Genomic DNA, 24,511 nt, shown 5'->3' with positions numbered 1-24,511 from the left:
GCCCCATGAACCACCCTATCGAGACCATTACGAGCCCGTCCAATCCGCTTATCAAGTCATTGAAAAGTCTGGAAAGAAAAAAGGGCCGTAGCGAAACGGGCCTGTTCCTGGCCGAGGGCGCACGTCTCGTCGAACAGGGGCTGGAGCAAGGCTGGAAGGCAGAAACGCTCGTTATCACGGCGACCATGGCAGAGCGGCCACACCTGGCAGCCCTTGCCAAACGCGCCAGCGCGGCCGGCGCGCGCGTGGTTCTGGCGCCTGAGCGGCTGATGTCGAAGGTGACCCACAAAGACAATGCGCAGAGCGTGATCGCCTCCTTCCACCAGCAGCACCGACCGCTGGATGCCCTGACCAAGACCGGCGACGGCATCTGGATCGCCCTCTACGAAGTACGCGATCCGGGCAATCTGGGCACCATCCTGCGCACCGCCGACTGCGCCGGGGCGAGCGGGGTTGTTCTGCTCGAAACCTGCTGTGATCCCTACAGTTTCGAAACAGTCCGCGCCTCGATGGGGTCGATCTTCGACATGCCATTTGCGAACGCCTCGTTCGACGCGTTCAACAGCTGGCGCCAGGCGCAGGGCTTGTCGCTAACCGCTGCTTCGGTGAACGGCACAGCGCGGCATGACAAGGCGCCTTTTGGGGCGCGGTCAGTCATCATCATGGGCAATGAACAGGCCGGGCTGCCGGAAGCGATTGAGGCGCAGTGCGATACGCTCGCCCTCATCCCGATGCGCGGCGGGGCGGACAGCCTGAACCTGGCACAGGCCACCGCCATCATGACCTATGAGGCCTGGCGGCAGAGGGATTTCACATGAAAACCGAGACCAAACTCCTCATCGCCGACGACTGGGACGACTATGCCCTGCTCGACAGCGGCCACCTGAAAAAGCTGGAACGCTTTGGCAGCCAGACCGTCATCCGGCCCGACCCGCAGGCCTTCTGGGAGCCCGCACGGCCTGTTGATAGCTGGAAGGCGGACGCCGCTTTTCTGAGCAAGAATGACGACGAAGATGGCGGCGGCAACTGGGAAACCCTGTCGCCTCGCGCGGCCGAAGACTGGCCGATGCGATGGAACGGGCTGACCTTCACTGCCCGTCGCACCGCCTTCCGCCACATGGGCGTTTTCCAGGAACATTCAGTCCACTGGCGCTTCGCGCAGGAGCAGATCCGCGCCGCCAAACGGCCAGTCAAAGTGTTGAATTTATTCGGATATACCGGGATGATGTCCCTCGCCTGCGCTGCTGCTGGCGCCGAGGTGACGCATCTCGATGCGAGTCCCAAATCGAATGGCTATGGCAAGGACAATCAGGCGCTGAGCGGCCTGTCGGACCGCACGATCCGCTGGATCGCCGATGACGCGATGAAGTTCGTCGCTCGCGAAATCCGCCGCGAGAACCGCTATGATGCCATCGTTCTCGACCCGCCGAAATTCGGCCGCGGCCCCAAGAACGAGACCTGGCGTTTCGAGCATGACCTGCCCGAACTGCTTGATAATATAAAGGAATTGCTGGTCGAGAAGCCACTCTTCGTGATTGCAACGGCCTATGCGGTGCGCCTCTCATATCTCGCCCTGTCGCAGACGCTGGGCGACCGGCTTGCCTCCTTTGGCGGCATCATGGAACAGGGCGAAATGGCGCTGCCACAACAAGGCTCCAGCCGCCTTCTGCCAACCGCCCTCTACGCCCGCTGGCGCGCCAGCTAGGCAGGAAAGGCCCTGCCTTTTCCATCAGCTGCGCCCCCCGGACAGATGCCCGGATAAAGCCCGAAAACACCCCGAAGACCATACGGACCTGCCCGAACAGGCTGCGGCTGTCGGCTAGCAAGTCACAGCCACCCCTCCCCAGACCTGACATTCGCCCAAAAGAAAACGGCGGCCCCGAAGGACCGCCGTTTCCGATTTTGGTTAGGTCAGAAAGCCTAGAAAGTGGCTTTCAGGCCGATCGTGTAGGTACGGCCGAAGACGTCGTACGTGCTTGGGAACGTGTTACCCGAGTTCGCATCCGTCGAACCAGCTTCGTTACCAACGACTGGCAAATCTTCTTCGAACAGGTTGCGGACACCAACGGTGAGGCCAACCATGTCGTTGATCTGATAGCTGCCGGTCAGGTCGAAGTAGTCCTGAGCCTTGATTTTCTCGAAGCCGTCAAACGTGTTTGCCTTCTGGCTGTCCTGAATTTCGACTTCGCCGAGGTGACGCCAGTTGAGCGAGAGGCTTGCAGGGCCCATGCTCCAGCTGGTGCGCTGTTGGAAGCGGAATTCAGGGGTCGGGTAGCAGTCGTTACCGAACTTGCCGAGGCAATCAATCGGGTCAAGACCTTCCTTGGACAGGCTTTCCTGAGTCATCAGGAAGCTACCGTAGAACGAGAAGTCAAGCGCGCCGTACTGGTCGAAATCCAGACCGGTCGATGCGACGAGGTCGACACCTTCCGTACGGATATAGTCCAGGTTGGTCGTGTAAGTGTCGACGCCCGAACCGGCCGTTGCAAGCGAGCCACCGATACGGTTGATCTTGGCGCACTCTTCGAGGTTACCGACGATATAGCACTGGTCCAGAACTTCCTGAGGCTTGAACGCGTCAATGTAGTCGGAGATTTCGATGTCATAGTAGTCAAGCGAGATCGTGGTGCCCTGAAGCGGACCCAGGTTGAAGCCCGGCTGATACACGAAACCAGCTGTGAACGTATCAGCCGTTTCTGCGTCAGGCAGAGCGTTCGGATCCGAACCTTGGAACTGGTTGATCTGGCCCGACACGATGTCACCAACAATACCCACGAGCGCAGGGTTCACACCTGTCGCGACGCAGAGTGCTGCGAGATCGGCATCGATTGCGTTCGGGTTGCCATCGGAGCATGGGTCGAACGACGCATCGCCGAGACCGGTGGTGATTGGCGAACCAAGCTCACCGATGTTTGGTGCACGAACAGCTTTCTGTTGCATGACACGAACGCGGAACGAGTCTGTAAGAGCCCAGTTGACACCGGCCTTCCAGGTTTCGTTCTGACCAACCGACGAGTAGTCGGAGATACGGCCGCCGAGCTCGAGGCTCACGTCTTGTGCAAACTGCTTGCCGCTGATCAGTGGCACGATCGTTTCAGCAAAGAGTTCGATCACGTCGAAGGACGACGAAACAGGAAGCAGGTTACCACCGGCGCCGCCGAGGCAGCTGGTTGGAGCCAGCTTCAAGCATTCGTCAGGCGTGGTCGAGCCGCTTTCTTCACGGTACTCTGTGCCAAGTGCGAACTGGAGCGGGCTGTCAGCGAAAGGCGACGTCAGCATTTCAACCGGACCCGAGATCGAGGCGGAAGCAACGTTCTGCGTGTAGTTACGCTTTTCGAGAGCCGTTGCGCCCGCGTAGGCAGCCATGGCTGGCGTAATCGAACCAAAACCGGTCGAGAAGAGATCGAGCGGCACACAGCCGTCGGTCGTCGAACCACCAGGTGTCGTACATGTGTCGGCGCTGATCGTGTTCAGAGCCGTCGCGATGTTTGCAACGTTGCTATAGCCAGCGCTCGTGTTCGTACGGTCGGATTCGCCGTGCGCGAACGAGATGTCATAGTTCCAGCCATTGTCGAGATCGCCACGGAGGCCCGTGAGGATCTGGAATGTGTTGCTGTCATAGGAAGTCGAACGTGTGCCGAGTTCGGTTGTACGACGACGGATAGGAACTGTTATCGAGTCCTGATCGTCAAAGATGCCGTTGTCGTTGAGGTCGTTCACGCCGACGTCATCAAAACCAACAGCTGGGTTGCCGGCGAGGAACGTGTTGATCTGGCCGAGGATCGCCGTGCGAGCTGGATCAGACAGGAACGGGTTCTGCAATGGAACTTCAAAGACGTTACCGAACACGCCCGATGGAGCAACCTGTTGCGTCACGTTGATCGACGAGAACGATGCACGTGCATAGGCCTCGATGTTCGGCGTGATTTCATACCGTGCCGTCGTGAACGCGTTGTAGCGCTGTTGTGGCGTCTGGTAATAGTTGAACGGGTTGAAGTTGAAGCGCGAGCAACGTGGGCCAACTGTGCCGTCGTTACGGATTTGCAGCGAGCCGCCGGTCAGATCGAGTGTCGTTGGGATCGTTGTGGTCGAACCAACACCTGAACTGAACGCCGTGGTGTCTGGGTTGTCGCAGTTTGCTTCTGGCGAAGCAGGTGCGCCGCCTTCGTTCGGGCCTTCGGACGTCGCGATGCCGAAGAGACCGAGTTCACGGTCGCCGAGCAGAACAGGTTTACGATCGGTGTGACCCATCGAAACCGTCACGTTCCCACGGCCGCCGTCGAAGTTGGCGCCGAAGAGCGTTGCGATATCATAGATCTGGCCGTCGCCCTCTTCGGTGACGGTGTACTTGGAGTCGACTTCAACGCCAGCAAAGTCCTGACGGGTGATGAAGTTGATCGCACCAGCCATGGCGTCCGAACCGTAAACAGCGGAAGCACCGCCGGTGACGACGTCAACGCGCTCGAGCATGTTCACCGGGATGGCGGAAACGTCGACCTGACCGTTCACGTCGAACGGGGTCATGCGCTTGCCGTCAACAAGGATCAGGCTGCGCTGCGTGCCGAGGGCGCGCAGGTTGACGGTGGTTGCACCGGCCGTACCGTTGTTTGTGTTCTGACCGTCGCCTGGGACAGTGATCGGCAGGTCTTTGAAGAGACGCTCGACTTCAACAGTCTGAGCAACTTCAAGCTCTGCACGGCCAACCGTCGCGATCGGGCTGGACGAAACGACGCCCGGGCTCTGGATGCGCGTGCCGGTGACATAGACAGTTGCCTGACGGGCAGTGGTGTCTTCAGCGGCTGGCGCTGCGACGGTATCGACTGCCGGATCTGCTTCTTGTGCGGTGGCGAGTATGCTCGCCGATGCCATGAATGCAACGCCCGCGAATACGGACGAGGCAAGCAGGCGGGACTTAATAGTATTCCCGTTCACGTTGGTACCTCCAATGATTGAAAATGGCGCCTCCTCACAAGGCGCGTTCCGGACCCCTGATTCCGGAACTTGGCAGTATCAATAGGGCTTTCGTCACGTAGCCGTCAACGCGCCGTTACCTTTCCGTCATTATTAGATTCAGGGTGTGGTTTATTTGCCTCAGTTGAGGGTATTTCCTGCCTCAGGTGAGCACGAAGCTGAGAATGACTAGGCCGACAGCAAGGCTGACGAGCAATATCATGCTGAAAATCAGGAGGATGGTAGCGCCGAGCAGGGACGCGACAAGACCAGAGCCGTAAATTACCCTTAACATCCTGTAAATATAAACAAAAACTGCCAGAAGAGCCGCTCCGGGCGCCGCATAGGCCAAATGGGGGAAAATGGCCGTAAAGAGCAGCACAAGTGTCCCCAGAATATACAGGAACGTCTGGAAGTGCAGGCTGGCGACAAGGTGGTCAAATACATAGAACTTGCGCCACCAAGCGTACATCAGCGTCAACAGTAGCGCGAAAACCGGCAGGAAGAGAAGACTGAAGCGCGGTGCCCATTGCCGCAACCTAACGCCGAAACGGTCCTGGTTCTCGTAAACGGTTGCGGCCTTGTCGGCAGCGAGATAACTGGTCCTGAGCTCCGCATCTGTCGTCCCCGGACTTGCCTGCTGCTTGACCATTTCGTGCAACTTGGCCCGGTCGATCGTGCCGTCCGGCTGCATGATGTCGGCAAACCGCACGCTGTCCGCAACGACGTCATCCACTGGTGGCGTTTCGGGACCCGCAGGCGCGTCAGCCGGCGGCGCTTCCAGGGCCGCGTCAATTGCGCTGGGGGAGAAGTCCATGCCGCTCTTGCTGTACGGGTCGAATGTCCAGCCCTCGAACCAGCGCTGCGTATCGTTCATCGTGAAGATCGTCAGGAAGAAGATCACCGATGCCAGCAGGAACATGCGGAACGGCGGCACATAGCGTGCCCGCTTGCCATCAAGATAGTTGCGCGTCATCCGCCCCGGACGGAACATCAGCATGGGCAGCGACCGGAGGAGCCGCCCGTCCAGCGCAAACATGTCGGCGATGCTCTCGGTCACCAGCGCCCATAGAGGCCGGTGGAAGCTGGAGGCGAGCTGGCCGCAGGCCGAGCAGAAGCGGTCGGGCACCACCACGCCGCAATTCTCGCACGGCTGGCCGGAATTCACCGGGTGATGCGCCCCCTTGGACAGACCCCCAAGGGAGGCAGCGCCAGCTGCTTCGATGTCATGCTCCATGCCGCCCTCCCGCGACGCTGAGCCCTATTCGGCCTTCATGCCCTCCCGGCAGATGTAGCGCGAACGGTGCTGATCCACTGCATTGTCGGTCCAGCCCGTCAGGGTGGGATCGACGAGATTCTTGGTCACCTGGAACCACATCGGCGTAATTGGATAGTCGTTCAGCATCAGCTGTTCGGCCTCGGCAAAGGTTTCGGCCCGTGTCTTCAGGTCCATCTCAGCATTGGACTTGGCCAGAAGCGCGTCATATTCCGGGTTCTTGTAGCGGCCATAGTTCTGCTGGCCGGTATTGGATTCCAGCAGGTACAGGAAGTTCAGCGGATCATCATAATCGGCGACCCAGGCGCCATCGGCGACCTGGAAGTCGGACTGGCGCAGGCGGGCATACAGCACTTTGGTGTCCTGCTTGATGATGACCGGATCAACCCATGGGGCAATTTCGGCCCAGTTCTGCTGCGCGACCGGGGCGGCCTTGGGGTTGTCGTCGGTCGAGCGGTGAATGAATTCAAAGCGGAAAGGCTTGTTCGGGCCATAGCCCGCTTCCTCAAGCAGGCGCCGGGCTTCGGCGAGACGGTCTGCGCGGGGCATGTCCTTCCATTCGACGGACGGGCGCTCGACATCGTAATTGTCGATGCCCGGAGGCACCATGGAATAAGCCGGCACATAGCCGGAGGTCAGCACGTTGCGCGTGATGAACTCCCGGTCCAGCGCCATGGCAAGGGCCTTGCGAACGCGGATATCGTCGAACGGCGGCTGCGTGGAATTGAATGACCAATAGGTCGTGATCAGGGACGGTGAAGTATGCGGCCAGCCGGGGAACTTCTGTTCCAGCTCGGCCTTGCGGGCCCCATCGAATGCATTGTTGATGTCCAGTTCGCCGGCTTCAATCTTGTTCTCGACGGCCGTCTGGTCCTCGAGTTCGTAATACACAATACGATCGAAACAGACATCCGCGGCGCCGAAGCCCGTCGGGTTCTTTTCCGACACGAGCTGGTCGCCGGTGCGCCAGTAGACCAGCTTGTAAGGGCCATTGGTGACGATGTTGCCCGGCTGAATCCAGGCGTCACCATATTGCTCCACGACGTGCTGAGGTACCGGATAGGTCGTGTAATGGGTCAGGAGGCCCGGCAAATAGGGCGCGGGATAGTCGAGCGTGACCTCAAGCGTCTTGTCATCAATGGCCCGCACGCCAAGCTCTTCCGGCGCCATCTCCCCTGAATTCACCTTGGCGGCATTCTTGATGACGTAAAGCAGCGACGCATACTGCGACGCGATCGTCGGGTTCTGGATGCGGCGCAGGGCATAAACGAAGTCACCCGCCGTCACCGGCTCACCGTCCGACCACACATAATCCCCCAGATGGAAGGTCCAGACCAGACCATCGTCGGTGGTTTCATAGCTTTCGGCCATGCCATTCACCGGCTTGCCGTCCTGGCCATGAGTCATCAGGCCGATCATCATGTCGCCAATGACAATATTCTCCCATTGGGCCGATGACTTGTGTGGATCGAGCGTGTCGACCTTGGCTGAAATACCCCTGCGCAGGGTCGGCACATCGTCGGCCGCTGTGCTGCCACCACCGCCACAAGCGGCCAGTGTGAGCGCCAAAGCAGCGGCGAGGGTCGAACTCATCAGGGATTTCAGCAACATGTTTCCTGTCTCCGGTGGCTTCCCGGCTCTCGCCAGATTTGCCACACTGCTGCCAGACTGATGCAGCTTTGGGAAGCCTGCGTCGTAAAACGATTATGGAGGACGCCCCGAAATGACCCGATTCCTGAGCGCGATTGCCGCGATCTGCCTTGTTTCGCTGCCTGCCATTGCAGAAAATGCCTCAACCGGGGACGTTTATGCCTGCGCCGAAATCACCGGCAATGACGAGCGCCTGGCCTGCTATGACGCCGCCGTCGGACGCCTCAAAGCTGCTGAAGAGGCTGGTGAAGTGACCACGGTCACCCGTGCCGAAGTCGAGCAGGCCAAGCGCGAAACCTTCGGATTCTCCATGCCGTCCCTGCGCTCTTTCGGGTTCAAGAATGACGACGGCTCGCAGGAAAAATTCGACGAAGTGACGCTTGCCGTGAAATCGGTCAGCCGCGACGCTGCAGGGAAGTTGCGTATCACGCTCGAAGGCGGACAGGTCTGGGTGCAGAATGACGGCATGCGGATTCGCGCCAAAAATCCTTCCGAAGCCCGTATTTATGCGGCCGCCCTTGGCAGCTACAAGATGAAGATCGATGGCGGCATGGCCTTCCGGGTTCGCCGGGAACAATAGCGCCGCCTCGATTTTCCCTTGGCAAGCGAGGGTCCATTCGTCACTCTCTCCCACAAGTACCGGCAAAAGGTACACGGGAGGAAACAACATGAGCAGATTTACGGGATGGGCCCTGCCCGCCCTCGCCCTGGCCGCATGCGCGCCCAGTACGCAGATCACGACGGATCTTGAGGCGGCCCCGCCGCCCCCGGCCACCGCCACGGTCGACGCCAACCCGACACGGAATGCCTATTTCGGCGACGTCCATGTCCATACCAGCAATTCCTTCGACGCCTATATCTTCGGCGTAAGGGCGACGCCCGATGATGCCTACCGCTTCGCCAAGGGCGAAGCGATCCGGCATCCGGCGGGTTATGACATCAAGCTCGCCGGCCCGCCGCTCGACTTCCTCGCTGTCACGGACCATGGCGAATATCTCGGCGTGGTCCCTGCGATGGACACGGCCTCGTCCCCCCTCTCGCAGACAGCCCTGGCGCAATCGGTGTTCGGCCCGGACGCCACCGATCCCGGCACGTCCTTCCTGCGCGTTGGGATGACCGTGGTGACAGGACAGGAGATTGAGGAAATCTATGACCGCGACCTCATCGATTCCGTCTGGGCCGCGACGATCGCCTCGGCTGAAGGCAACAATGAGCCGGGCAAGTTCACCGCATTTTCGGGCTATGAATTCACCTCCATGCTGCCGGTTCCCGGCGATGGCCCGGCCGCCGCTGCGAACCTGCACCGCAACGTCATCTTCCGTGGCGAGGCGCCCGCGCGCCTGTTCTCGACGCTCGATTCCACCAATCCGGAAGACCTTTGGGCCTGGATGGAGACCGAGCGCGCAGACGGCCGGGATGTGCTTGCGATCCCGCATAATTCGAATGCCTCGAACGGCCAGATGTTCGCCCTGCAGACATACAAGGGCGAGCCCCTGACCGCTGGCTATGCCACGACCCGCATGCGCAACGAGCCACTTGTGGAAGTGTCACAGGTCAAGGGCACGTCGGAAACCGCCCCCACCCTGTCGCCCAATGATGAATGGGCCGATTTCGAACAGTACGAGTATTTCATCGGCAGCACGGTCAAGTCGACGCCCAGCGCAGGCGACTTTGTTCGCCCCGCCTACAAGGCCGGCCTGGCGTTGCAGGAAACCGAGGGCTTCAACCCCTTCAAGTTCGGCCTCATCAGCTCCAGCGACACGCATGTTGCGGCGGCCTCGCTGGTCGAGGAATTCCATTGGGGCAAGACACCCCAGGACGGTGCCAGCCCCGAAGCCCGCCGATCCGTTCCGCCAAACGGCGCCGCGACATGGGAGGGCGCCGAAGACCCGAGCACCAGACGGCAGATCACCGCGACGCAGTTCAGCTCCAGCGGCTTGGCCGGTGTCTGGGCCGAGTCCAACACGCGCGAGGCCATTTTCGACGCCATGCGGCGCAAGGAAACCTTCGGCACATCCGGCCCGCGCATGAAGGTGCGCTTCTTTGCCGGCATGGATTACGCGCCCGAAATGCTGGGCTCGGCTGCGCTGCTTGAAACAGCCTATGCGGAGGGCGTGCCGATGGGCGGCCAGCTTGAGAAGGTCAGCGGCGATGCTGCACCGGGCTTCCTTGTCTGGGCGATCCGCGATCCGCTGAGCGCGCCGCTGCAACGGGCGCAGGTCGTGAAAGTCTGGTCCGATGGCGGAGAAACGCACGAGGCCGTTCACGATGTCGCCTGTTCCGGCGGCGCCGTTCCGGATGCGACAACCCATCGCTGCCCGGACAATGGGGCCAGCGTCGACATTTCCGATTGCAGCACTAAGCCTGGCAGCGGCGCCAGCGAACTGAAAGCCTACTGGCAGGACCCGGATTTCGCGCCGGACCTTGAAGCGGCCTATTATGTGCGTGTGCTGGAAAACCCGACCTGTCGCTGGTCAACCTGGGATGCGGAGCGTGCAGGCACGCCGCCTAATCCGGAATTGCCGAAAATGCTGCAGGAGCGCGCCTGGTCGTCGCCGATCTGGTATGGGGGCTATTCTGGCGAGTAAACTAGGCCTCAGGCCGCCGTGCGGACGAGTTCGAAACGTGACCGCACGGTGGGCTCCGCATCAGGCGAGACCACGACACCGGTCTTGATGAGCGCGATCATGTGGCCGAGCACAGACATGGCCGCCGCAGGGTGGAGGCGTTTCTCGACATCGGCATACATGATCTCGACCATGGCCGGGATAGACGTTTGACCGTTTCGCAGGTGTTCGAGGATCGCCGCTTCGCGGGCGCGACGGTGCTTGGCGTATTCCGTGATGAACTCGTTGACGAAGTCCTTGCCGCGCACGGGGTCGCCATGCGTCGGCCACAGCGTGTCGAAACCCTTCACACGGATCTTCTCGAGACTGTCCATATAGTCGGCCATGTCGCCATCCGGCGGCGCAACGACGGTCGTGGACCAGCCCATGATATGATCACCGGAGAGGCAGGCATTCTCTTCGCGCAGGGCAAAACAGAGGTGGTTGCAGGTATGGCCCGGCGTCTCGATCACGTCGATCGTCCAGCCGGGGCCGGAGAACGTGTCGCCGTCACCGACCATGACATCGGGCATGAAGCCAAGATCGTCAGCGCTGCCGAGTTCGCCCTTGGCCGTCGGCACACCGCAATTCTTCGCATAGGTCTTGCAGCCAGCCCATTCGGCCATCGGCATGGCGAGCGGAGAATGGTCAGAATGGCCATGCGTGACCAGAACGTGCGTCACGGTCTCGCCTTCGAGGGCTTTCTTCAGGGCGGCAAAATGCGTCTCGTCCATCGGGCCGGGATCGATGACCGCAACCTCTCCATGGCCCACAATGTAGACGCCTGTGCCGACATAGGTGAACGGGCCCGGATTGTTGGCGATGACACGGCGGATCAGCGGTGAGACCTGCTGGACCTCGCCATATTCGAATTCGATGCCGCGGACGTAGGGAATTGCCATTGTATAACTCTTGAACTTTCGCCTTGCTTGCGCCGGTCAGCGCTTCTTCGGTGCGAACGCCCCGGCAAAGGCCCGGGCCATGCGGCGCGTGGCGCGAAGCTTCGCAGCCAGTTTAAGCGCCACTGGGGGACCCATGTCGGTCTTGTTCGCATCGACGATATAGATTCGACCAGACATCCGGTCACGTAGGACGTCTACCCCGCCCCAGTCCAGCCCAAGCTCTGCAGCAAAACGCTCAATCACAGCAATTTCATCAGCCGTGTAGCAATTGGCAGGCTCATCGAGCAAAACTTCAACATTCTCGTTGAGGAAGCGGCGCTCCAGAGGGCGGCGCTTGCGGAACACAACGGTCGGGCGTCCGCCGACGAGGCAGCAGCGCAGGTCTTCGACCAGTCCGCCTTCGATCTCGTTATCGATCAGCAGCTGGTAAGCCTTGCCTTCGACCGGGGCATCGAGCGGGCCTTCCAGCACGCGGCCGTCATGCGCGGCATTCATTTCAGATTTCTCGACCATGCGTCCCTGATGGGTGGTCGGATCAACTTTCAGCGTATAGCCGGAGGCGCGCTCGAACACTTCGGCGACGGTGGATTTGGACACATCCTGGCAGCCGAAATTGACGAGGCGTGCGCCCTCTTTGACGGCGGGAATGGCGTTGTCGGTTTCGGTGGAATCGTCGAACTGGAAAACAATGTCGGCGGTCGAGACGTCATCAATCAGCTTGGCGCCGGAGACGTGCATGACCGGCCAGATGAAATACCAGGGGCGCGGCTTGTCAGGATAAAAGGCGATGGTCGGGCGCTTGTGACCCGTTACGCGGCGCCATGTGCGCCATGTCTGGGCAAAGAAATAGAAGCAGAACCAGATAAAAATGCTGTGCAGGAGCGACAGGTCCGGAACAATCCGGTGCCCGGTTTTCTTCACCAGGATCGTACCCTCGTCGTATTTGAAATCCGTGATCCAGAGACGCTCTGACATCGGGTCAACTCCTGTCGCGGGAACAACGGATGGCTGCACCCTCGGTCCGTCTGCCTCGCACGGCGGTTAATCACTGACAACACACTTAATGCGGCGCAATTGTGAATAATTGATCACAATTGGCGTCATCAAGTGGCCTGCCCCGCGCTAGAGCAGCGACTCAAGACTGGACAGATCATATCCGGCGGCCGCTGCGGCATCAATGATATCGTCAGCAGAGCCCTGTCCGGCCTGCGTCAGGGCCCAGGCCGTGATGCTGCGGGTGCCCGTGCGGCAATATGCCAGAACCGGCTGGGGCGCCTCGTTCAGGATGTTGGCCATCCGCTCGACGATTTCAGGCGTGGGCGCGCCGGAGAATGGCAAGGCCGCAAAGCTCAGGCCAAACGATTCGGCTTTTGCCCTTATTGCGCCCATGCGGGGCTGGTCGACACCACCCTCGCCATCGGGACGGTTGGCCACAAGTGTCTTGTAACCGGCGGCGGCAATCGCCTCCACATCATCCTCGGAGATTTGCGGAGCGACGGAAAAGGCGTCGGTTACGCGTCGAATGTCTGCCATGGGAAATATCCTGAATGTTGCCGCAGTCTTGATTGGCTCTGTACACAAGCTAAGGAGGATGGCGCAACCTTCCAAGCGGCACGCGCAATCTTTCGGGATTTCGCCGTGTTATCAACAGAAAGTCTCCCGCCCTTGTCATCCCTCCAGAGAGCTCTCAGCCGCGTTCCATGGGCCTATACGTTCCGGCGCCTCCTGATTGCCATCCCGACAATGCTGGCCATTATCACGATGGCCTTCCTGATGATGCGCGCCGCGCCGGGCGGACCTTTTGATGGCGAGCGCAAACTGCCCGCCGCCACGGAACAGGCCATCGCGGCCAAGTTCGGCTTCGACAAGCCGCTCCACGAACAGTATTTCAACTATGTCGGCGGTGTGCTGCAGGGTGATTTCGGGCCGTCCTACAAGACACTCGGCAAGAGCGTTAACCAGCTGATTGCCGACGGCCTGCCGATTTCGCTTACAATCGGCTCCCTCGCCATGCTGCTCGGTCTCGGGCTTGGCACGCTGCTCGGCGTCTTTGCGGGGCTCCGACAAAACACGGCGGCAGACTTCACCGTCATGGGCGTCGCCATGGCTGGCATATCCATCCCGACCTTCGTGACAGGGCCAATCCTGATCCTCCTCCTTTCCCTTGGCGCCGGCATCTTCGCCGTTGGCGGCCTTGGCGAATACCCGAACATCGGCATGAACTGGCACAACATGACCCTCCCGGTCGTCGCCCTCGCCCTGCCGCAGATCGCCATCATCTCGCGCCTCATGCGTGCCTCGATCATCGAGACCATGCGCTCCAATCACATCCGCACCGCGCGCTCGAAAGGCCTCTCGGAACAGCAGGTCATCGTGCGCCACGCCCTGCCGGCGGCCATGCTGCCCCTGATCTCCTATGCTGGCCCCGCCATGGCCCGTGTCATGACCGGCTCCGTTGTCATCGAGAAAATTTTCGGCCTGCCGGGCCTCGGCTCTTATTTCGTCAACGGCGCCCTCAACCGGGACTACACGCTCGTGATGGGCGCCATCATTGTCTATGCGGGCCTGATCGTAATCCTGAACCTCGTCGCCGACGTGCTCTATGCGGTGCTTGACCCCAAAGTGAAGTACGACTGATGACCGATATCGACCCCCTCCTCGACCCGACCGGCCGTATCCAGCCCGTCCGCCAGGCCATTGTCGGCGGCCGCTCCCTCTGGGACGATGCCCGCGCGCGCCTGTTCCGCAACAAGGCCGCCGTCATCTCGATGTGGATCCTTGGTGTCATCGTGATCGTCGCCGTGTTCGGGCCGATGGTCTGGATGAATGACTACAAGGAAATCTCCGACCTTCGGACAATCGCCCCCACACTGGAGGGCGGGCACATCCTCGGCACTGACATCCAGGGCCGCGACCTGTTCGCCCGCCTGATGATCGGCCTGCGCATCTCGCTCATGGTCGGCGTTGTGGCGACGGCTGTCAGCCTCGTCATCGGCGTCACATGGGGTGCCACAGCGGGCTATCTCGGCGGCCGCATCGACAATTTCATGATGCGCATCGTCGACGTGCTCTACGCCCTGCCCTTCATCTTCTTCGTCATCCTGCTGCTCACCGTGTTCGAGCGGAACATCGTGCTGATCTTCGCTGCCATCGGCGCCATCGAATGGCTGACCATGGCGCGCATCGTGCGCGGCCAGACCCTCGCTATCAAAGGCAAGGAATTCATTGAGGCCGCCCGTGCCTCCGGCGTGTCGCGCCGCGCGATCATCCTGCGCCACATCCTGCCCAACGTGATCGGCCCCGTGGCCGTCTATGTCACGCTCACCATCCCGGTCGTGATCCTGGCGGAAAGCTTCCTCTCCTTCCTCGGCCTCGGCGTGAACGAGCCGCTGACATCGCTCGGCGTGCTGATATCGGAAGGCGCCAAGACGATGGGCGAGAAGCCATGGATGCTGCTGGCGCCTGCCATTACCATGGCGGTCACGCTGCTCTGCCTCAACTTCATCGGCGACGGCCTGCGCGACGCGCTCGACCCGAAAGAGCGCTAAAGCACCTTCTCCATCGCGAAATTATGGATCTCAACGCCGTCGATCTCGAACGTGCGGCGCTGCACCACGGCAAAGCCCTGCTTCAGGAAAAACCGCCGCGCCGCCGCACTGGCCTCAACATGAAGCCGCGCCATACCCACCGTCAGCGCATGCCCTTCGAGTTCTGCGAACAGAACCGCGACGGCGCCCCTCCCGGCAATCGCCGGCGACGCGTAGAGCAGGTCGATATGCCCGTCAGGCTCGAGATCGATAAAGGCGAAGGCACACCCGGCCTGATCCGCCAGCACCCAGACGCGCCGCCCATCACCCAGACGCTCGGCCAGCGCATCCGCTGACGGCACACGCCCGAGCCAGGCGGCCACCTGTGTCTCGCTATAATTCGCAGGGCCAATCGCCGCCACGGCCTCGCGGAATATCTCCGCAAGCCGCGGCACGTCCTCGCCCCGATAGGCGCGAACCGTCAGATCGCCATCCGGCTGGCGCATGGCCCGCCTCCCGGAACAAAGGCCTAATTCAGGCGCGTCTGGATTTCGTTGAGCAGGTCGCTGACGCGTTTCGAGTTCGCGCCAAGGTCCGACAGGCCAACCCGGCTGATCGAGCGCACGTCGATACGCGAGCCTTCGCCTTCGGGCATGACGCGGATCATCACGTCATCCTTGAAGTCGAACCAGAAGGAACTCACCGTCGCTTCGATGCTGCCGGACTGAACGTCGTCGGTCACAACGGTCCAGCCGCGCGCCTTCACCGCTTCGAGGGCCGCTTCATAGGCCATGTCATAAGAGACGGCCGGCTCGACCAGCGTTTCCAGCATGGGATAAGGCGCGTTCTTCGGCGAAGATTGCTTCGCCGGATCAAATTCAGCTTCTTCCTGCACTTCGGACACAAGCCGTCCACCCGTGCCCGGCCAGCGCGCATCGGCGGCCTCCGGCACAATCGGCGCAGCCTCGACCGGGTTCAGCGCGCCCGTTTCGGCGCGGTCAGCCAGCAGGACCTCGCTTGGCATGATCGGGTTGGCCCAGTCGGTCTGCACATCATGCAGCGGCGGCAGGCGCTCGGCCTGGCCCTTGAAGGCAATCACGCGGCCAAAGGCGAGCGTGGAAATCAGCAGTGCGCCCAGTGCCAGCATCAGCGCCTGCTTGCGCGGCGACTTGATCACGGCGAGGAGGATGGCGATCAGTGACACGGCAAGCGCCAGCATCAGCAGCATCGGGCCCCAGCCAATCGTCATCTTTCCGAGGCCGAACTGCCAGCCCCAGAGGCCGAGCTTGGTGCCTATGGCCGCAATCGCGAACCAGAGCACCGAAAAGATCGAGAGCCCGAGGGCAAAGCCCGCAAACTTGCCGCGCCAGCCAGCGTCCTGCGATACATCATTCATGTCTGCCATTGGCTCAACTCCCTCGATTTTCCCATCAGATAGCGCGACCCGCCGAACTTGTCGCCCCCGCCTTATCCAACAGTTTTCTGGTTGCGGTCAGTAACAATCACGGCATGTCGGGAAAATCTCTCCGACACCGGGCGCGCGGGCTTATGATGACAGGTGATGTCTTTGCTTATGCCCCCTGATTATGTGCCTGCGCATCTCGTGCCAATCTGGCCGTGGATATGGCTGCAGCACCAGGTCCTGCTCGCGTGGATTCGGCTCACCTATGGGCGGGGCTATCGCTATTGCTGGGGCGCGACACATTCCGGGCGCGTCCACCTGATCTGGATCGATCTGGACTCGCGCGACCGCACGCATGTGCGCCCGCAACCGGCCCATGCCTCGCCACAGCTCGCCGCCGCGCTCAGCGGCGAAGACCCTGAGCCCGCATACGTGCAATTCATTTCTTGTAGTGCGCATTCGTGCGTTGCCTCGGTATACGGGCCGCGCCATCCGGCCGTGCAAGCAACCGCCCTGCCGCTGCCGGATTCCTGACCCGGCAGCGGCAGTTCGTAGAATTCAGCCCCACAAGCAAGCGCCCTCACAGGCGCCGCTTGTGCTGCTGGAAAGGCCTTAAGCTGTTGGCAGCTTATAGTCCTTGAACGTCTCACGCAGGGCCAGCTTGTTGATCTTGCCCGTCGCGCCCAGAGGGATTTCGTCCACGAAAGCCACATCATCCGGCGTCCACCATTTGGCGATCTTGCCTTCGAGCGACTTCAGGACTTCTTCCTTGCTCGGCTTTTCGCCGGGCGCAGCCTGGATGATCAGAAGTGGACGCTCATCCCATTTCGGATGATAGATGCCGATAGCTGCCGCGTTGGCGACTTTCGGGTGGCCGACAGCAATGTTCTCGATATCAATCGAGGAAATCCATTCGCCGCCGGACTTGATCACGTCCTTGGCGCGGTCGGTGATCGTCATCGTGCCGTATTTGTCGATATTGGCCACGTCGCCCGTGTCGAAGAAACCTTCATCACACAGCACTTCGCCGCCATCGCCCTTGAAATAGCCGGACGCAATCGCCGGGCCGCGCACCATCAGCTTGCCGGATGTGTTGCCGTCACGCGGCAGTGTCTTGCCGGAATCGTCAACGATCTTCAGCTCGACGCCGAAGGGCGGACGTCCCTGCTTCAGCTTCTGCTTCATGCGCGTGTCGATATCGGCATTCATCAGGTGCGGCGGCAGCGAGCCGAGCGTGCCCAGCGGCGATGTTTCGGTCATGCCCCAGGCGTGAACCACGTCCACTTCATAATCTTCCTCGAAGGCCCGCAGGATCTTCTCCGGAATGGCCGAACCGCCGATCAGCACCCGGTTGAGGTGCGGCAGCTTCAGGTCGTTTTCCTGAAGGTAGTTGAGCAGCATCAGCCACACGGTCGGCACGGCTGCCGTGATCGAGACCTTCTCGGTGTCGAGCAGTTCATAGATCGATGCGCCATCCATCTGCGCGCCCGGCATCACCATATTGGCGCCCGTCGCGGGGCAGCTGAGGGCGAGGCCCCAGGCATTGGCGTGGAACATCGGCACGACCGGCATGACAGAGTCAGCGGCGCCCATGCCCATCGCATCTTTCGACATCGTGATCAGCGTGTGCAGCACGTTCGAGCGGTGCGAATAGAGCACGCCCTTCGGATTGCCCGTCGTGCCCGACGTGTAGCAAAGGCCACATGCTGTCTCTTCCGGGAAGTCGCCCCAGCGGCACTCGGTCGAACGGCCATCAACCCAGATATCAAACGCAATGGCGCCCAGCGTGTTTTCCGGCATCGTGTCGGCATCGGCATAGATCACGAAGGTCTTCACCGTCAGCAGGTGGTCCTTGATGGCTTCGACAATCGGCAGGAAGGTCTTGTCGAAGATCAGCACCTTGTCTTCGGCATGGTTGGCGATCCAGGCGATCTGCTCAGGGTGGAGGCGCGGGTTGATCGTGTGCAGGATCGCGCCAATGCCCATCGTGCCATACCAGGAGGCCATGTGGCGCTCGGAGTTCCAGCCCAGCGTCGCGACCCGGTCACCCATGCCAATGTTCAGGTCTTTCAGCGCATTGGAGACCTGTTTCGACGTATTGAACAGGTCGGCATAAGTCGTGCGGACGATATTGCCTTCCACGCGGCGCGTGATGATCTCACGGTCACTGTGGATCGTGTTCGCGTGTTCAAGAATCTTGTTAACCGTGAGTGGCCAGTCCTGCATGATGCCGAGCATCGGGTCTCCTCCATGGGGTGCGCCTCAGACAGGCGACGATTTCTGCGTTGCCCCCTGCTTTATTCGCGGTATTGCTGCCATGCAAGGATGAGGAGTCGCACCCATGTTGAGATTTGCGTTACTTTGCGGAATGTTGCTGACAGTCGGATGCAGTCCCGAGCCGACAGAGAGTGAAAATCCGGAAGCGACCCAAGGGCAAGTCTACACCTGCGATCTCGATCCCGACACGGGCAAACCACTCCCCGATACTTGCGGCACACGCAGTTCTGACACCGGTTCCAATTCGATAAGCCTGTCCGAATTGAAGAAACTTCCCCTGCCAGCCTATTTCGACTGCGTGCGCGAGAACAAGGGCCTGCTCATCGCGGCCCATCGGGGTGGCCCGGCGCCGGGCTATCCAGAAAACACGCTCGAAACGCTCCAGCATGCTTTCGCCGAGGGCATCCGCGTCTTTGAAGTCGACATCGCCGAGAGCCGCGATGGCGTCATGCTGCTGATGCACGACAACCGCCTCAACCGCACAACCACCGGCGATGGCTATGTCGCCGACACTGACTGGGCGGACCTTGCCGGCCTGCGCATGGTCGATGATGACAACCAGCGCACCGATTTCCACCCGCCCAAACTGACCGACGTTCTCCTCTGGGCCAAACAGTCCGGCGCCATCCTCGAACTCGACCGCAAGCCGACCACCAGTTTCAAAAACATCGCGTCCGCCGTCCGCGCCGCCGGGGCGGGCGACAATGTGCTGCTCATTTCCTATTCCGATGATGAAGCCGCCGAGATCGCCGCGGCTGATGCAGGCCTCATGATGACCGCCGGCGCCAAGGGCTCGCGCGACATTGGCCGCCTCGAAGCGCGCGGTGTCGACCGCACCCGCCTCGTCGCCTGGACCGGCACCAGCTCACCCGACTATGCCGCCTGGGCCCGCGATATACAGGAAGGCGTCGAGCCCGCTTTCGGCACGCTCGGCCGCAAGGGCGAACGCCTCGATGATCAGTACTGGGCTGATGGCGACGGCAGCGAATACCAGGACCTGGTCGACAATGGCCTCGTCCTCCTCGCGACGGATGAGCCTTACCGCGTCGCGGCCGCCCTCAAGTCCGACGACCTCGCCCGCGAGAAATGCGGACGTTGACGCAAGCGGAAACCCGGCGTATTTGCGGCCCCGGTTTGAGACACCAGCCGCTCGCCGGGACAAAATCCCGAAGGTGAAGATCTCACAGGCGCCTCACAGCGGCTGTTTCCATCAGGATGCTGAACCTCTTCCAGCGGTCCTGCGGCAAGGCGAGCCCCCGCGTTGACGCGACCGCATCTGGACGACGGTAAAGGACCTGAATTCATGTCACCCGAAATCAATACCCGCGAACAGGCGAAGGCCCGTGCGCGTGAAATCCGCGCCGTGGAAACACTGGCCGGTCACCCCATCTCGCACTCCGCCGCGCTCGAACGCGTCGCGACCGAACTCGGCTATCGCGACTGGAACACCGCCTCGGCGCGGCTCTCCAACCTGCCCGAAGTGCCGGTGCAGGTCGGTGACCGCGTCAGCGGGCTCTACCTGAAGAAGCCGTTTGAAGGCGTCGTCATCGCCGTGCGCGACATTGGTGGCGGCTCGGCCTTCGAGGTGACGCTGCACTTTGACGAGCCGGTCGATGTCGTCGAGTTCGAAAGCTTCTCGGCCTACCGCCAGCGCGTCAAAGCGACGATCTCGTCCGACGGCAGCTCATGGGCAAAGACCAGCGACGGCCACCCGCACATGCGGCTCCTGTCCGTGCTGAACGGGATCGTCTGACGGCTCAGGGATAAAGGCGCGTCGTCGTCCAACCCTCGCCGACGCGCGTATAGCGCAGCCGGTCATGCATGCGGAACGCCTGGTCCTGCCAGAACTCGATTTCTGTCGGCGCCAGGCGGAACCCGCCCCAGAATGCGGGGCGCGGAATGTCCGGCCCGTCGCCGTAAACTTCAGAGACCTCGGCAATCCGCTGCTCGAACACGGAACGGTCCGGCAAGGGGCGCGACTGGTCCGACGCGATGGCACTGATGCGGCTCTGCGCGGCGCGGGAGGCAAAATACGTGTCAGCCTCGGCCTCGGAGACCTGTTCGATATTGCCCCGGATGCGCACCTGACGGCGCAGGCTCTTCCAGTGGAGGCACAGGGCCGCTTTCGGATTCGTCGCCAGCTGGCGCCCCTTCATGCTCTGCAGGTTCGTGAAAAACGAGAAACCGGCGTCCGAAATCTCCTTCAGCAACACGATCCGCACGTCCGGCATGCCGTCTGAATCCACCGTCGCCAAAGACATCGCGTTGGAATCATTCAGCTCCGCCGCGCGCGCCTCGGCCATCCAGTCCTTGAAGAAGGCGATCGGATTATCGACCAGCGGGATCAGCGGCCGGTCGCGCTCCGAGGCATAATCGGCGGCGCTGGGCGAAGGGGGGATGACTGGGGACACGATAAATCTGCCTTTTTCCGGGTTTGTTAGGCTTCATGTTTTCATATAGGAGGCATCCAGCTTTAACGAGGGGTGCGGCACAACATGTCACACAACACATTCGGTCATCTGTTCCGCGTCACGACCTGGGGGGAAAGCCACGGGCCGGCCCTCGGCTGTGTGGTTGACGGCTGCCCTCCCGGCCTCGCGCTGACGCCCGCGTTCATCCAGACCTTCCTCGACAAGCGCCGCCCCGGCACATCGCGCTTCGTAACGCAGCGCCAGGAAGCCGACGAAGTCAAAATCCTCTCCGGCGTGTTCGAGGACGACCGTACCGGCGGCCCCGTCACCACCGGCACGCCGATTTCGCTGATGATCGAGAATACCGACCAGCGCTCCAAGGACTATGGCGAGATCCGCGACCGCTACCGGCCCGGCCATGCCGACTTCTCCTATGACGCCAAATATGGCGTGCGCGACTATCGCGGCGGCGGACGCTCCAGCGCCCGCGAAACCGCTGCGCGTGTCGCCGCTGGCGCCGTGGCCCGCTGCGCCCTCGGCGACGGCATCACCATTCGCGGCGCCGTCGTCCAGATCGGCCCGCACGCCATCGACCGGGACAGGTGGAACTGGGACATGGTCGACCAGAACCCGTTCTGGTGCCCGGACGCTGAGACGGCAGCCCAATGGGAAGACTTCCTCGATGCGACCCGCAAGGCAGGTTCGTCCACAGGGGCCATCGTCGAAATCCATGCCAGCGGCGTGCCCGCAGGCTGGGGCGCGCCCATCTATGGCAAGCTCGACGGCGAACTGGCTGGCGCAATGATGAGCATCAATGCGGTCAAGGGCGTCGAGATCGGCGCAGGCTTTGCCGCCGCCGCCCTCAGCGGCGAAGAGAATGCCGACGAGATGCGCGCCGGGAATGACGGCATCCGCTTCCTGTCGAACCATAATGGCGGCGTCGCGGGCGGCATCTCGACCGGACAGGACGTGGTCGTGCGTGTCGCCATCAAACCGACCTCGTCCATCCTGACTGAAGTGAAGTCCGTCACGCGTGACGGCGAGAATGTGAATGTGCGCACCAAGGGCCGCCACGACCCCTGCGTCGGCATCCGCGCCGTGCCCGTTGCCGAGGCCATGATGGCTTGCGTGCTGGCCGATGCGAAACTGCGCCACCGGGGGCAGACGGGGCGCTAGTCGCTGTCACATTCTATTCAAATTCCTCCCATCGGATTCATGCCTTCAAGCTGCTAACTGAAGTGCCAGTTGAACAGACTGGCGGGCAGACAAAATGGGTGGCGTGGAAATCTTCGGGGTCATCGGTTTTGCCGTGGCCGCCTATGCCGTTGTGGCAAATGACTCGATCCAGACGCTGGGCACATTCCTGTCCTCGAATGCCAAACGCCCCTGGTGGGTGCTGTGGATTTTCGCCAGTCTGATCATGGTGCTCGTGATCGCCTATGGCTATTTTCATGGCCATGGCGACGTCGCCTACGACCGGCTCGACAAGCTGTCATTCATCCCCGGTGAAGGCGACCGGACGGCGCTGCTCATGCCCGGCATACAATGGTGGCACGCGCTGCCGCCCGTCGTTCTGCTGGTGATGACGCGTTACGGCATTCCCGTTTCCACGACGTTCCTCGTGCTCACCCTGTTCGCCCTGTCCGGCGGGGCGTCCAGCGAAGGCGTGCTGCAGAGCATGCTGGTCAAGTCTGCGCTCGGCTATGTCGTCGCCTTCGTCGTCGGTGTCCTGATCTGGATCGTCATCTCGCGGACATTCGAGCGCTGGGTGTTCGACACGAAGGAAGAACTGCCCTTTCCCTACTGGGTCAGCTTCCAGTGGCTGTCGACAACCTTCCTCTGGTCGCAATGGCTGATGCAGGATCTCGCCAATATTTTCATCTACCTGCCCCGCACCGTCACAGTCACCGGGGGCGTCACGCATGTCAGCTTCGACCCGGCCTATGTCATCGGCGGCACAGTGCTGTTGGTCCTGATCCAAGCCTATATCTTCGCCACCAAGGGCGGCGACATACAGAAAATCGTATCCTCAAAGGTCAACACGGTCGACGTGCGCGCCGCGACGATCGTCGACGTGTTCTACGGCATCATCCTCTTTGTCTTCAAAGAGATGAGCAATGTGCCGATGAGCACGACCTGGGTCTTCCTCGGCCTGCTCGCAGGACGTGAACTGGCCATCGCCTACGTCGCCCATCTGCGTGACAAGGGCGAGACCGTTCGCGACGTGCTCAGCGATGCGGGCCGCGCCTTCCTCGGCCTCATCATCTCCATCCTGCTGGCCTTCCTGATGCCGCTGATTGGCACGGGTAAGCTGCCGGGGCTTTGATCAGACCGGCTTGCGCCAGGTCGTTACTTTTGTGAGGAAAGCCACCGTTTCGCGCTCCTTCACAAGGCCCGCAGCGTGGCAGGCCGCCGCCTTGTCCCAGGAGAGATAACCCTCGTAATAGGGCTCGTGGAAACCGTGCGGGAAATATTCCAGCAGGCCGTCCATCTCCGGATAGTCTCCGAACTGCGTACTGTCGGCGAGAATGAACAGCCCGCCTGGCTTCAGCACGCGCGACACTTCCGCCAGTACCGCGCCGCGCACTTCCGGCGGCAGCTCATGGAACAGGAAGATCGACACAACCATGTCGAGGCTCGCATCCGCCAGCGGCATCGCCTCGGCGGCCTCGTGCAGCACGCTCACATGCGGCCAGCGGGCCAGCCGCTTGCGCGCCGCCTCGGTATAGTTCGGTGAGAGGTCCAGCCCGCTGGCCTTGAGGCGCGGATAAATCGTCATCACACGTGACAGGAAGCGGCCATTACCGCACGCCATGTCCAGCAGGCTGACCGTGCGCTGGTCCCGGCCTTTCAACTCGAGGGATATTTCGGCCAGCGCCGCGCGGCGCATCGCGTCCGCCGTGCCGCTGAACAGGGCCTCGACCTGCGTGTCATAGAGTTCGGCGCTCTCGTCGGTGAACCAGCCGCCGGACTGGTAATGGAAGTTCTGCTGGTAATAATCAGGATAGCGGTTGGAGCCTTCCGGGATATGGCTCTGTATCTCGGTCCCGTCCCGCGCGATCCGGCGCCGGTCCACTTCGGCCACGTCGGCCATGAAAGCGCGCGCCGATTTCAGCGCGTCCGGCAGATCACGCACCCGCATGTCCTGAGGCGCCGGGTAAAGCCCGGCTTCCACATTCAGCCGGTCCTGTATGAATAGCTGGAAATAGGCCTTTCTCAGCGCCGCCATGTCGGGTGTTCCGCGCGTCGGGCGGAATTCCGGTTCACCTGGCCGGTTGAAGCCATTCGCACTGCGCCGCGCGGCCGACATCTGGGCGCCATACCACGCCGAGCGCAGGCCCTGCTGGGCCGCATAACGGGCGCGGGCGGCGGTTTTGGCGGCGGTATCCAGAATTCCCATGAGGCTAATATGGGGCGGCCCTGCACACGGGTCCAGCCTTCAGCTCCGGTTCAGGTTGCGCCTGTCACATTGGCCGTCAATCTGGCAGCATCATGCCTGCCATAGAAGGA

22 protein-coding genes are annotated in these 24,511 nt (G+C 61.5%); 11 read left to right on the top strand and 11 right to left on the bottom strand.

The genetic code is table 11. From position 1 onward, the window contains the following. Positions 1–5 precede the first annotated feature (5 nt). Both HOC_RS15375 and HOC_RS15370 read left to right on the top strand, forming a co-directional pair. Positions 6–818 carry a TrmH family RNA methyltransferase gene (locus HOC_RS15375; protein ID WP_035540187.1) on the top strand — a complete coding sequence of 271 codons (813 nt, stop codon included), beginning with the start codon at positions 6–8 and terminating at the stop codon, positions 816–818. Further along, positions 815–1,705, top strand: coding sequence for a class I SAM-dependent methyltransferase (locus tag HOC_RS15370; RefSeq protein WP_051624964.1), 891 nt, complete (start codon positions 815–817; stop codon positions 1,703–1,705). The genes HOC_RS15375 and HOC_RS15370 overlap by 4 nt, the downstream gene beginning before the upstream one ends. Positions 1,706–1,920: 215 nt before the next feature. Here the strand turns inward: HOC_RS15370 and HOC_RS15365 are convergent, their stop codons facing one another. The 3 genes from HOC_RS15365 to HOC_RS15355 all read right to left on the bottom strand — a co-directional run bounded on the left by HOC_RS15365 (position 1,921) and on the right by HOC_RS15355 (position 7,837). Further along, positions 1,921–4,932, bottom strand: coding sequence for a TonB-dependent receptor plug domain-containing protein (locus HOC_RS15365; RefSeq protein ID WP_051624963.1), 3,012 nt, complete (start codon positions 4,930–4,932; stop codon positions 1,921–1,923). A 181-nt stretch (positions 4,933–5,113) separates the two neighbouring features. Then, complete coding sequence (locus HOC_RS15360; RefSeq protein ID WP_035540181.1) at positions 5,114–6,187, bottom strand: DUF3667 domain-containing protein; 1,074 nt, start codon at positions 6,185–6,187, stop codon at positions 5,114–5,116. 24 nt (positions 6,188–6,211) lie between these two features. Next, positions 6,212–7,837 carry a peptide ABC transporter substrate-binding protein gene (locus HOC_RS15355; protein ID WP_035540177.1) on the bottom strand — a complete coding sequence of 542 codons (1,626 nt, stop codon included), beginning with the start codon at positions 7,835–7,837 and terminating at the stop codon, positions 6,212–6,214. A 112-nt stretch (positions 7,838–7,949) separates the two neighbouring features. Here HOC_RS15355 and HOC_RS15350 point away from each other — a divergent pair, with 112 nt between their 5' ends. Both HOC_RS15350 and HOC_RS15345 read left to right on the top strand, forming a co-directional pair. Then, the gene (locus tag HOC_RS15350; RefSeq protein WP_051624962.1) at positions 7,950–8,456 is read left to right on the top strand and encodes a hypothetical protein; all 507 of its coding nucleotides are present in this window, start codon (positions 7,950–7,952) and stop codon (positions 8,454–8,456) included. An 88-nt stretch (positions 8,457–8,544) separates the two neighbouring features. Next, positions 8,545–10,464, top strand: coding sequence for a DUF3604 domain-containing protein (locus HOC_RS15345; RefSeq protein ID WP_035540173.1), 1,920 nt, complete (start codon positions 8,545–8,547; stop codon positions 10,462–10,464). Positions 10,465–10,472: 8 nt separating this feature from the next. On the opposite strand, the gene HOC_RS15340 is transcribed toward HOC_RS15345, so the two are convergent. The 3 genes from HOC_RS15340 to HOC_RS15330 all read right to left on the bottom strand — a co-directional run bounded on the left by HOC_RS15340 (position 10,473) and on the right by HOC_RS15330 (position 12,917). Beyond that, positions 10,473–11,384, bottom strand: coding sequence for an MBL fold metallo-hydrolase (locus HOC_RS15340; protein ID WP_035540170.1), 912 nt, complete (start codon positions 11,382–11,384; stop codon positions 10,473–10,475). Between the two features lie 36 nt (positions 11,385–11,420). Beyond that, positions 11,421–12,359 (bottom strand): ATP-grasp domain-containing protein, encoded by a 939-nt coding sequence (locus HOC_RS15335; RefSeq protein ID WP_035540167.1) that lies wholly within the window; start codon positions 12,357–12,359, stop codon positions 11,421–11,423. A gap of 147 nt (positions 12,360–12,506) precedes the next feature. Continuing rightward, positions 12,507–12,917, bottom strand: coding sequence for a protein tyrosine phosphatase family protein (locus tag HOC_RS15330; protein ID WP_035540165.1), 411 nt, complete (start codon positions 12,915–12,917; stop codon positions 12,507–12,509). A 132-nt stretch (positions 12,918–13,049) separates the two neighbouring features. Between HOC_RS15330 and HOC_RS15325 the strand changes: the two genes are divergently transcribed. Both HOC_RS15325 and HOC_RS15320 read left to right on the top strand, forming a co-directional pair. Beyond that, complete coding sequence (locus HOC_RS15325) at positions 13,050–14,021, top strand: ABC transporter permease (RefSeq protein WP_084146365.1); 972 nt, start codon at positions 13,050–13,052, stop codon at positions 14,019–14,021. Continuing rightward, a complete protein-coding gene (locus tag HOC_RS15320; protein ID WP_035540162.1) occupies positions 14,021–14,932 on the top strand; it encodes an ABC transporter permease in 912 nt (303 codons plus the stop codon). The genes HOC_RS15325 and HOC_RS15320 overlap by 1 nt, the downstream gene beginning before the upstream one ends. On the opposite strand, the gene HOC_RS15315 is transcribed toward HOC_RS15320, so the two are convergent. Continuing rightward, entirely contained in the window at positions 14,929–15,417 is a 489-nt protein-coding gene (locus HOC_RS15315) for a GNAT family N-acetyltransferase (protein WP_035540158.1), read from the bottom strand. The two genes, HOC_RS15320 and HOC_RS15315, sit on opposite strands and share 4 nt — an antisense overlap. 23 nt (positions 15,418–15,440) lie before the next feature. After that, positions 15,441–16,316, bottom strand: a complete 876-nt coding sequence (locus HOC_RS15310; RefSeq protein WP_051624960.1) for a DUF1499 domain-containing protein — start codon at positions 16,314–16,316, stop codon at positions 15,441–15,443. Between the two features lie 156 nt (positions 16,317–16,472). Between HOC_RS15310 and HOC_RS15305 the strand changes: the two genes are divergently transcribed. Next, complete coding sequence (locus tag HOC_RS15305; protein ID WP_035540155.1) at positions 16,473–16,847, top strand: hypothetical protein; 375 nt, start codon at positions 16,473–16,475, stop codon at positions 16,845–16,847. Positions 16,848–16,925: 78 nt separating this feature from the next. On the opposite strand, the gene HOC_RS15300 is transcribed toward HOC_RS15305, so the two are convergent. Continuing rightward, complete coding sequence (locus HOC_RS15300; RefSeq protein WP_035540152.1) at positions 16,926–18,551, bottom strand: long-chain-fatty-acid--CoA ligase; 1,626 nt, start codon at positions 18,549–18,551, stop codon at positions 16,926–16,928. 103 nt (positions 18,552–18,654) lie between these two features. Here HOC_RS15300 and HOC_RS15295 point away from each other — a divergent pair, with 103 nt between their 5' ends. Both HOC_RS15295 and HOC_RS15290 read left to right on the top strand, forming a co-directional pair. Next, entirely contained in the window at positions 18,655–19,689 is a 1,035-nt protein-coding gene (locus HOC_RS15295) for a glycerophosphodiester phosphodiesterase family protein (protein ID WP_241767056.1), read from the top strand. 204 nt (positions 19,690–19,893) lie between these two features. Then, the gene (locus tag HOC_RS15290) at positions 19,894–20,343 is read left to right on the top strand and encodes a glyoxalase superfamily protein (protein ID WP_035540219.1); all 450 of its coding nucleotides are present in this window, start codon (positions 19,894–19,896) and stop codon (positions 20,341–20,343) included. 4 nt (positions 20,344–20,347) lie between these two features. Here HOC_RS15290 and pdxH read toward each other — a convergent pair whose 3' ends face one another. Next, positions 20,348–21,004, bottom strand: a complete 657-nt coding sequence (pdxH, locus tag HOC_RS15285) for a pyridoxamine 5'-phosphate oxidase (protein WP_035540150.1) — start codon at positions 21,002–21,004, stop codon at positions 20,348–20,350. A gap of 81 nt (positions 21,005–21,085) precedes the next feature. On the opposite strand from pdxH, the gene aroC reads away from it, so the two are divergent. Together aroC and HOC_RS15275 are read left to right on the top strand one after the other, a co-directional pair. Further along, positions 21,086–22,177, top strand: a complete 1,092-nt coding sequence (gene aroC / locus HOC_RS15280; protein WP_035540149.1) for a chorismate synthase — start codon at positions 21,086–21,088, stop codon at positions 22,175–22,177. 94 nt (positions 22,178–22,271) lie between these two features. Then, the gene (locus HOC_RS15275) at positions 22,272–23,327 is read left to right on the top strand and encodes a hypothetical protein (RefSeq protein WP_035540147.1); all 1,056 of its coding nucleotides are present in this window, start codon (positions 22,272–22,274) and stop codon (positions 23,325–23,327) included. Here HOC_RS15275 and HOC_RS15270 read toward each other — a convergent pair whose 3' ends face one another. Beyond that, positions 23,328–24,401, bottom strand: coding sequence for a class I SAM-dependent methyltransferase (locus HOC_RS15270; protein WP_035540145.1), 1,074 nt, complete (start codon positions 24,399–24,401; stop codon positions 23,328–23,330). Between the last annotated feature and the right edge of the window lie 110 nt (positions 24,402–24,511).

The organism is Hyphomonas oceanitis SCH89 (assembly GCF_000685295.1).
In the GTDB taxonomy this organism is placed as follows: domain Bacteria; phylum Pseudomonadota; class Alphaproteobacteria; order Caulobacterales; family Hyphomonadaceae; genus Hyphomonas; species Hyphomonas oceanitis.
The sequence above is the reverse complement of the archived record's forward strand: the minus strand, read 5'-3'. Positions and strand labels throughout refer to the sequence as shown.

What these genes read in the sequence shown, in the direction of transcription:
- HOC_RS15370 (WP_051624964.1), top strand. Translation starts at nt 815, where the DNA reads ATGAAAACCGAGACCAAACTCCTCATCGCCGACGACTGGGACGACTAT.
- aroC (WP_035540149.1), top strand. Translation starts at nt 21,086, where the DNA reads ATGTCACACAACACATTCGGTCATCTGTTCCGCGTCACGACCTGGGGG.
- HOC_RS15295 (WP_241767056.1), top strand. Translation starts at nt 18,655, where the DNA reads ATGTTGAGATTTGCGTTACTTTGCGGAATGTTGCTGACAGTCGGATGC.
- HOC_RS15355 (WP_035540177.1), bottom strand. Translation starts at nt 7,837, where the DNA reads ATGTTGCTGAAATCCCTGATGAGTTCGACCCTCGCCGCTGCTTTGGCG.
- HOC_RS15335 (WP_035540167.1), bottom strand. Translation starts at nt 12,359, where the DNA reads ATGTCAGAGCGTCTCTGGATCACGGATTTCAAATACGACGAGGGTACG.
- HOC_RS15360 (WP_035540181.1), bottom strand. Translation starts at nt 6,187, where the DNA reads ATGGAGCATGACATCGAAGCAGCTGGCGCTGCCTCCCTTGGGGGTCTG.
- HOC_RS15290 (WP_035540219.1), top strand. Translation starts at nt 19,894, where the DNA reads ATGTCACCCGAAATCAATACCCGCGAACAGGCGAAGGCCCGTGCGCGT.
- HOC_RS15270 (WP_035540145.1), bottom strand. Translation starts at nt 24,401, where the DNA reads ATGGGAATTCTGGATACCGCCGCCAAAACCGCCGCCCGCGCCCGTTAT.
- HOC_RS15310 (WP_051624960.1), bottom strand. Translation starts at nt 16,316, where the DNA reads ATGGCAGACATGAATGATGTATCGCAGGACGCTGGCTGGCGCGGCAAG.
- HOC_RS15275 (WP_035540147.1), top strand. Translation starts at nt 22,272, where the DNA reads ATGGGTGGCGTGGAAATCTTCGGGGTCATCGGTTTTGCCGTGGCCGCC.
- HOC_RS15350 (WP_051624962.1), top strand. Translation starts at nt 7,950, where the DNA reads ATGACCCGATTCCTGAGCGCGATTGCCGCGATCTGCCTTGTTTCGCTG.
- HOC_RS15315 (WP_035540158.1), bottom strand. Translation starts at nt 15,417, where the DNA reads ATGCGCCAGCCGGATGGCGATCTGACGGTTCGCGCCTATCGGGGCGAG.
- HOC_RS15330 (WP_035540165.1), bottom strand. Translation starts at nt 12,917, where the DNA reads ATGGCAGACATTCGACGCGTAACCGACGCCTTTTCCGTCGCTCCGCAA.
- HOC_RS15305 (WP_035540155.1), top strand. Translation starts at nt 16,473, where the DNA reads ATGTCTTTGCTTATGCCCCCTGATTATGTGCCTGCGCATCTCGTGCCA.
- HOC_RS15345 (WP_035540173.1), top strand. Translation starts at nt 8,545, where the DNA reads ATGAGCAGATTTACGGGATGGGCCCTGCCCGCCCTCGCCCTGGCCGCA.
- HOC_RS15300 (WP_035540152.1), bottom strand. Translation starts at nt 18,551, where the DNA reads ATGCTCGGCATCATGCAGGACTGGCCACTCACGGTTAACAAGATTCTT.
- HOC_RS15375 (WP_035540187.1), top strand. Translation starts at nt 6, where the DNA reads ATGAACCACCCTATCGAGACCATTACGAGCCCGTCCAATCCGCTTATC.
- HOC_RS15320 (WP_035540162.1), top strand. Translation starts at nt 14,021, where the DNA reads ATGACCGATATCGACCCCCTCCTCGACCCGACCGGCCGTATCCAGCCC.
- HOC_RS15340 (WP_035540170.1), bottom strand. Translation starts at nt 11,384, where the DNA reads ATGGCAATTCCCTACGTCCGCGGCATCGAATTCGAATATGGCGAGGTC.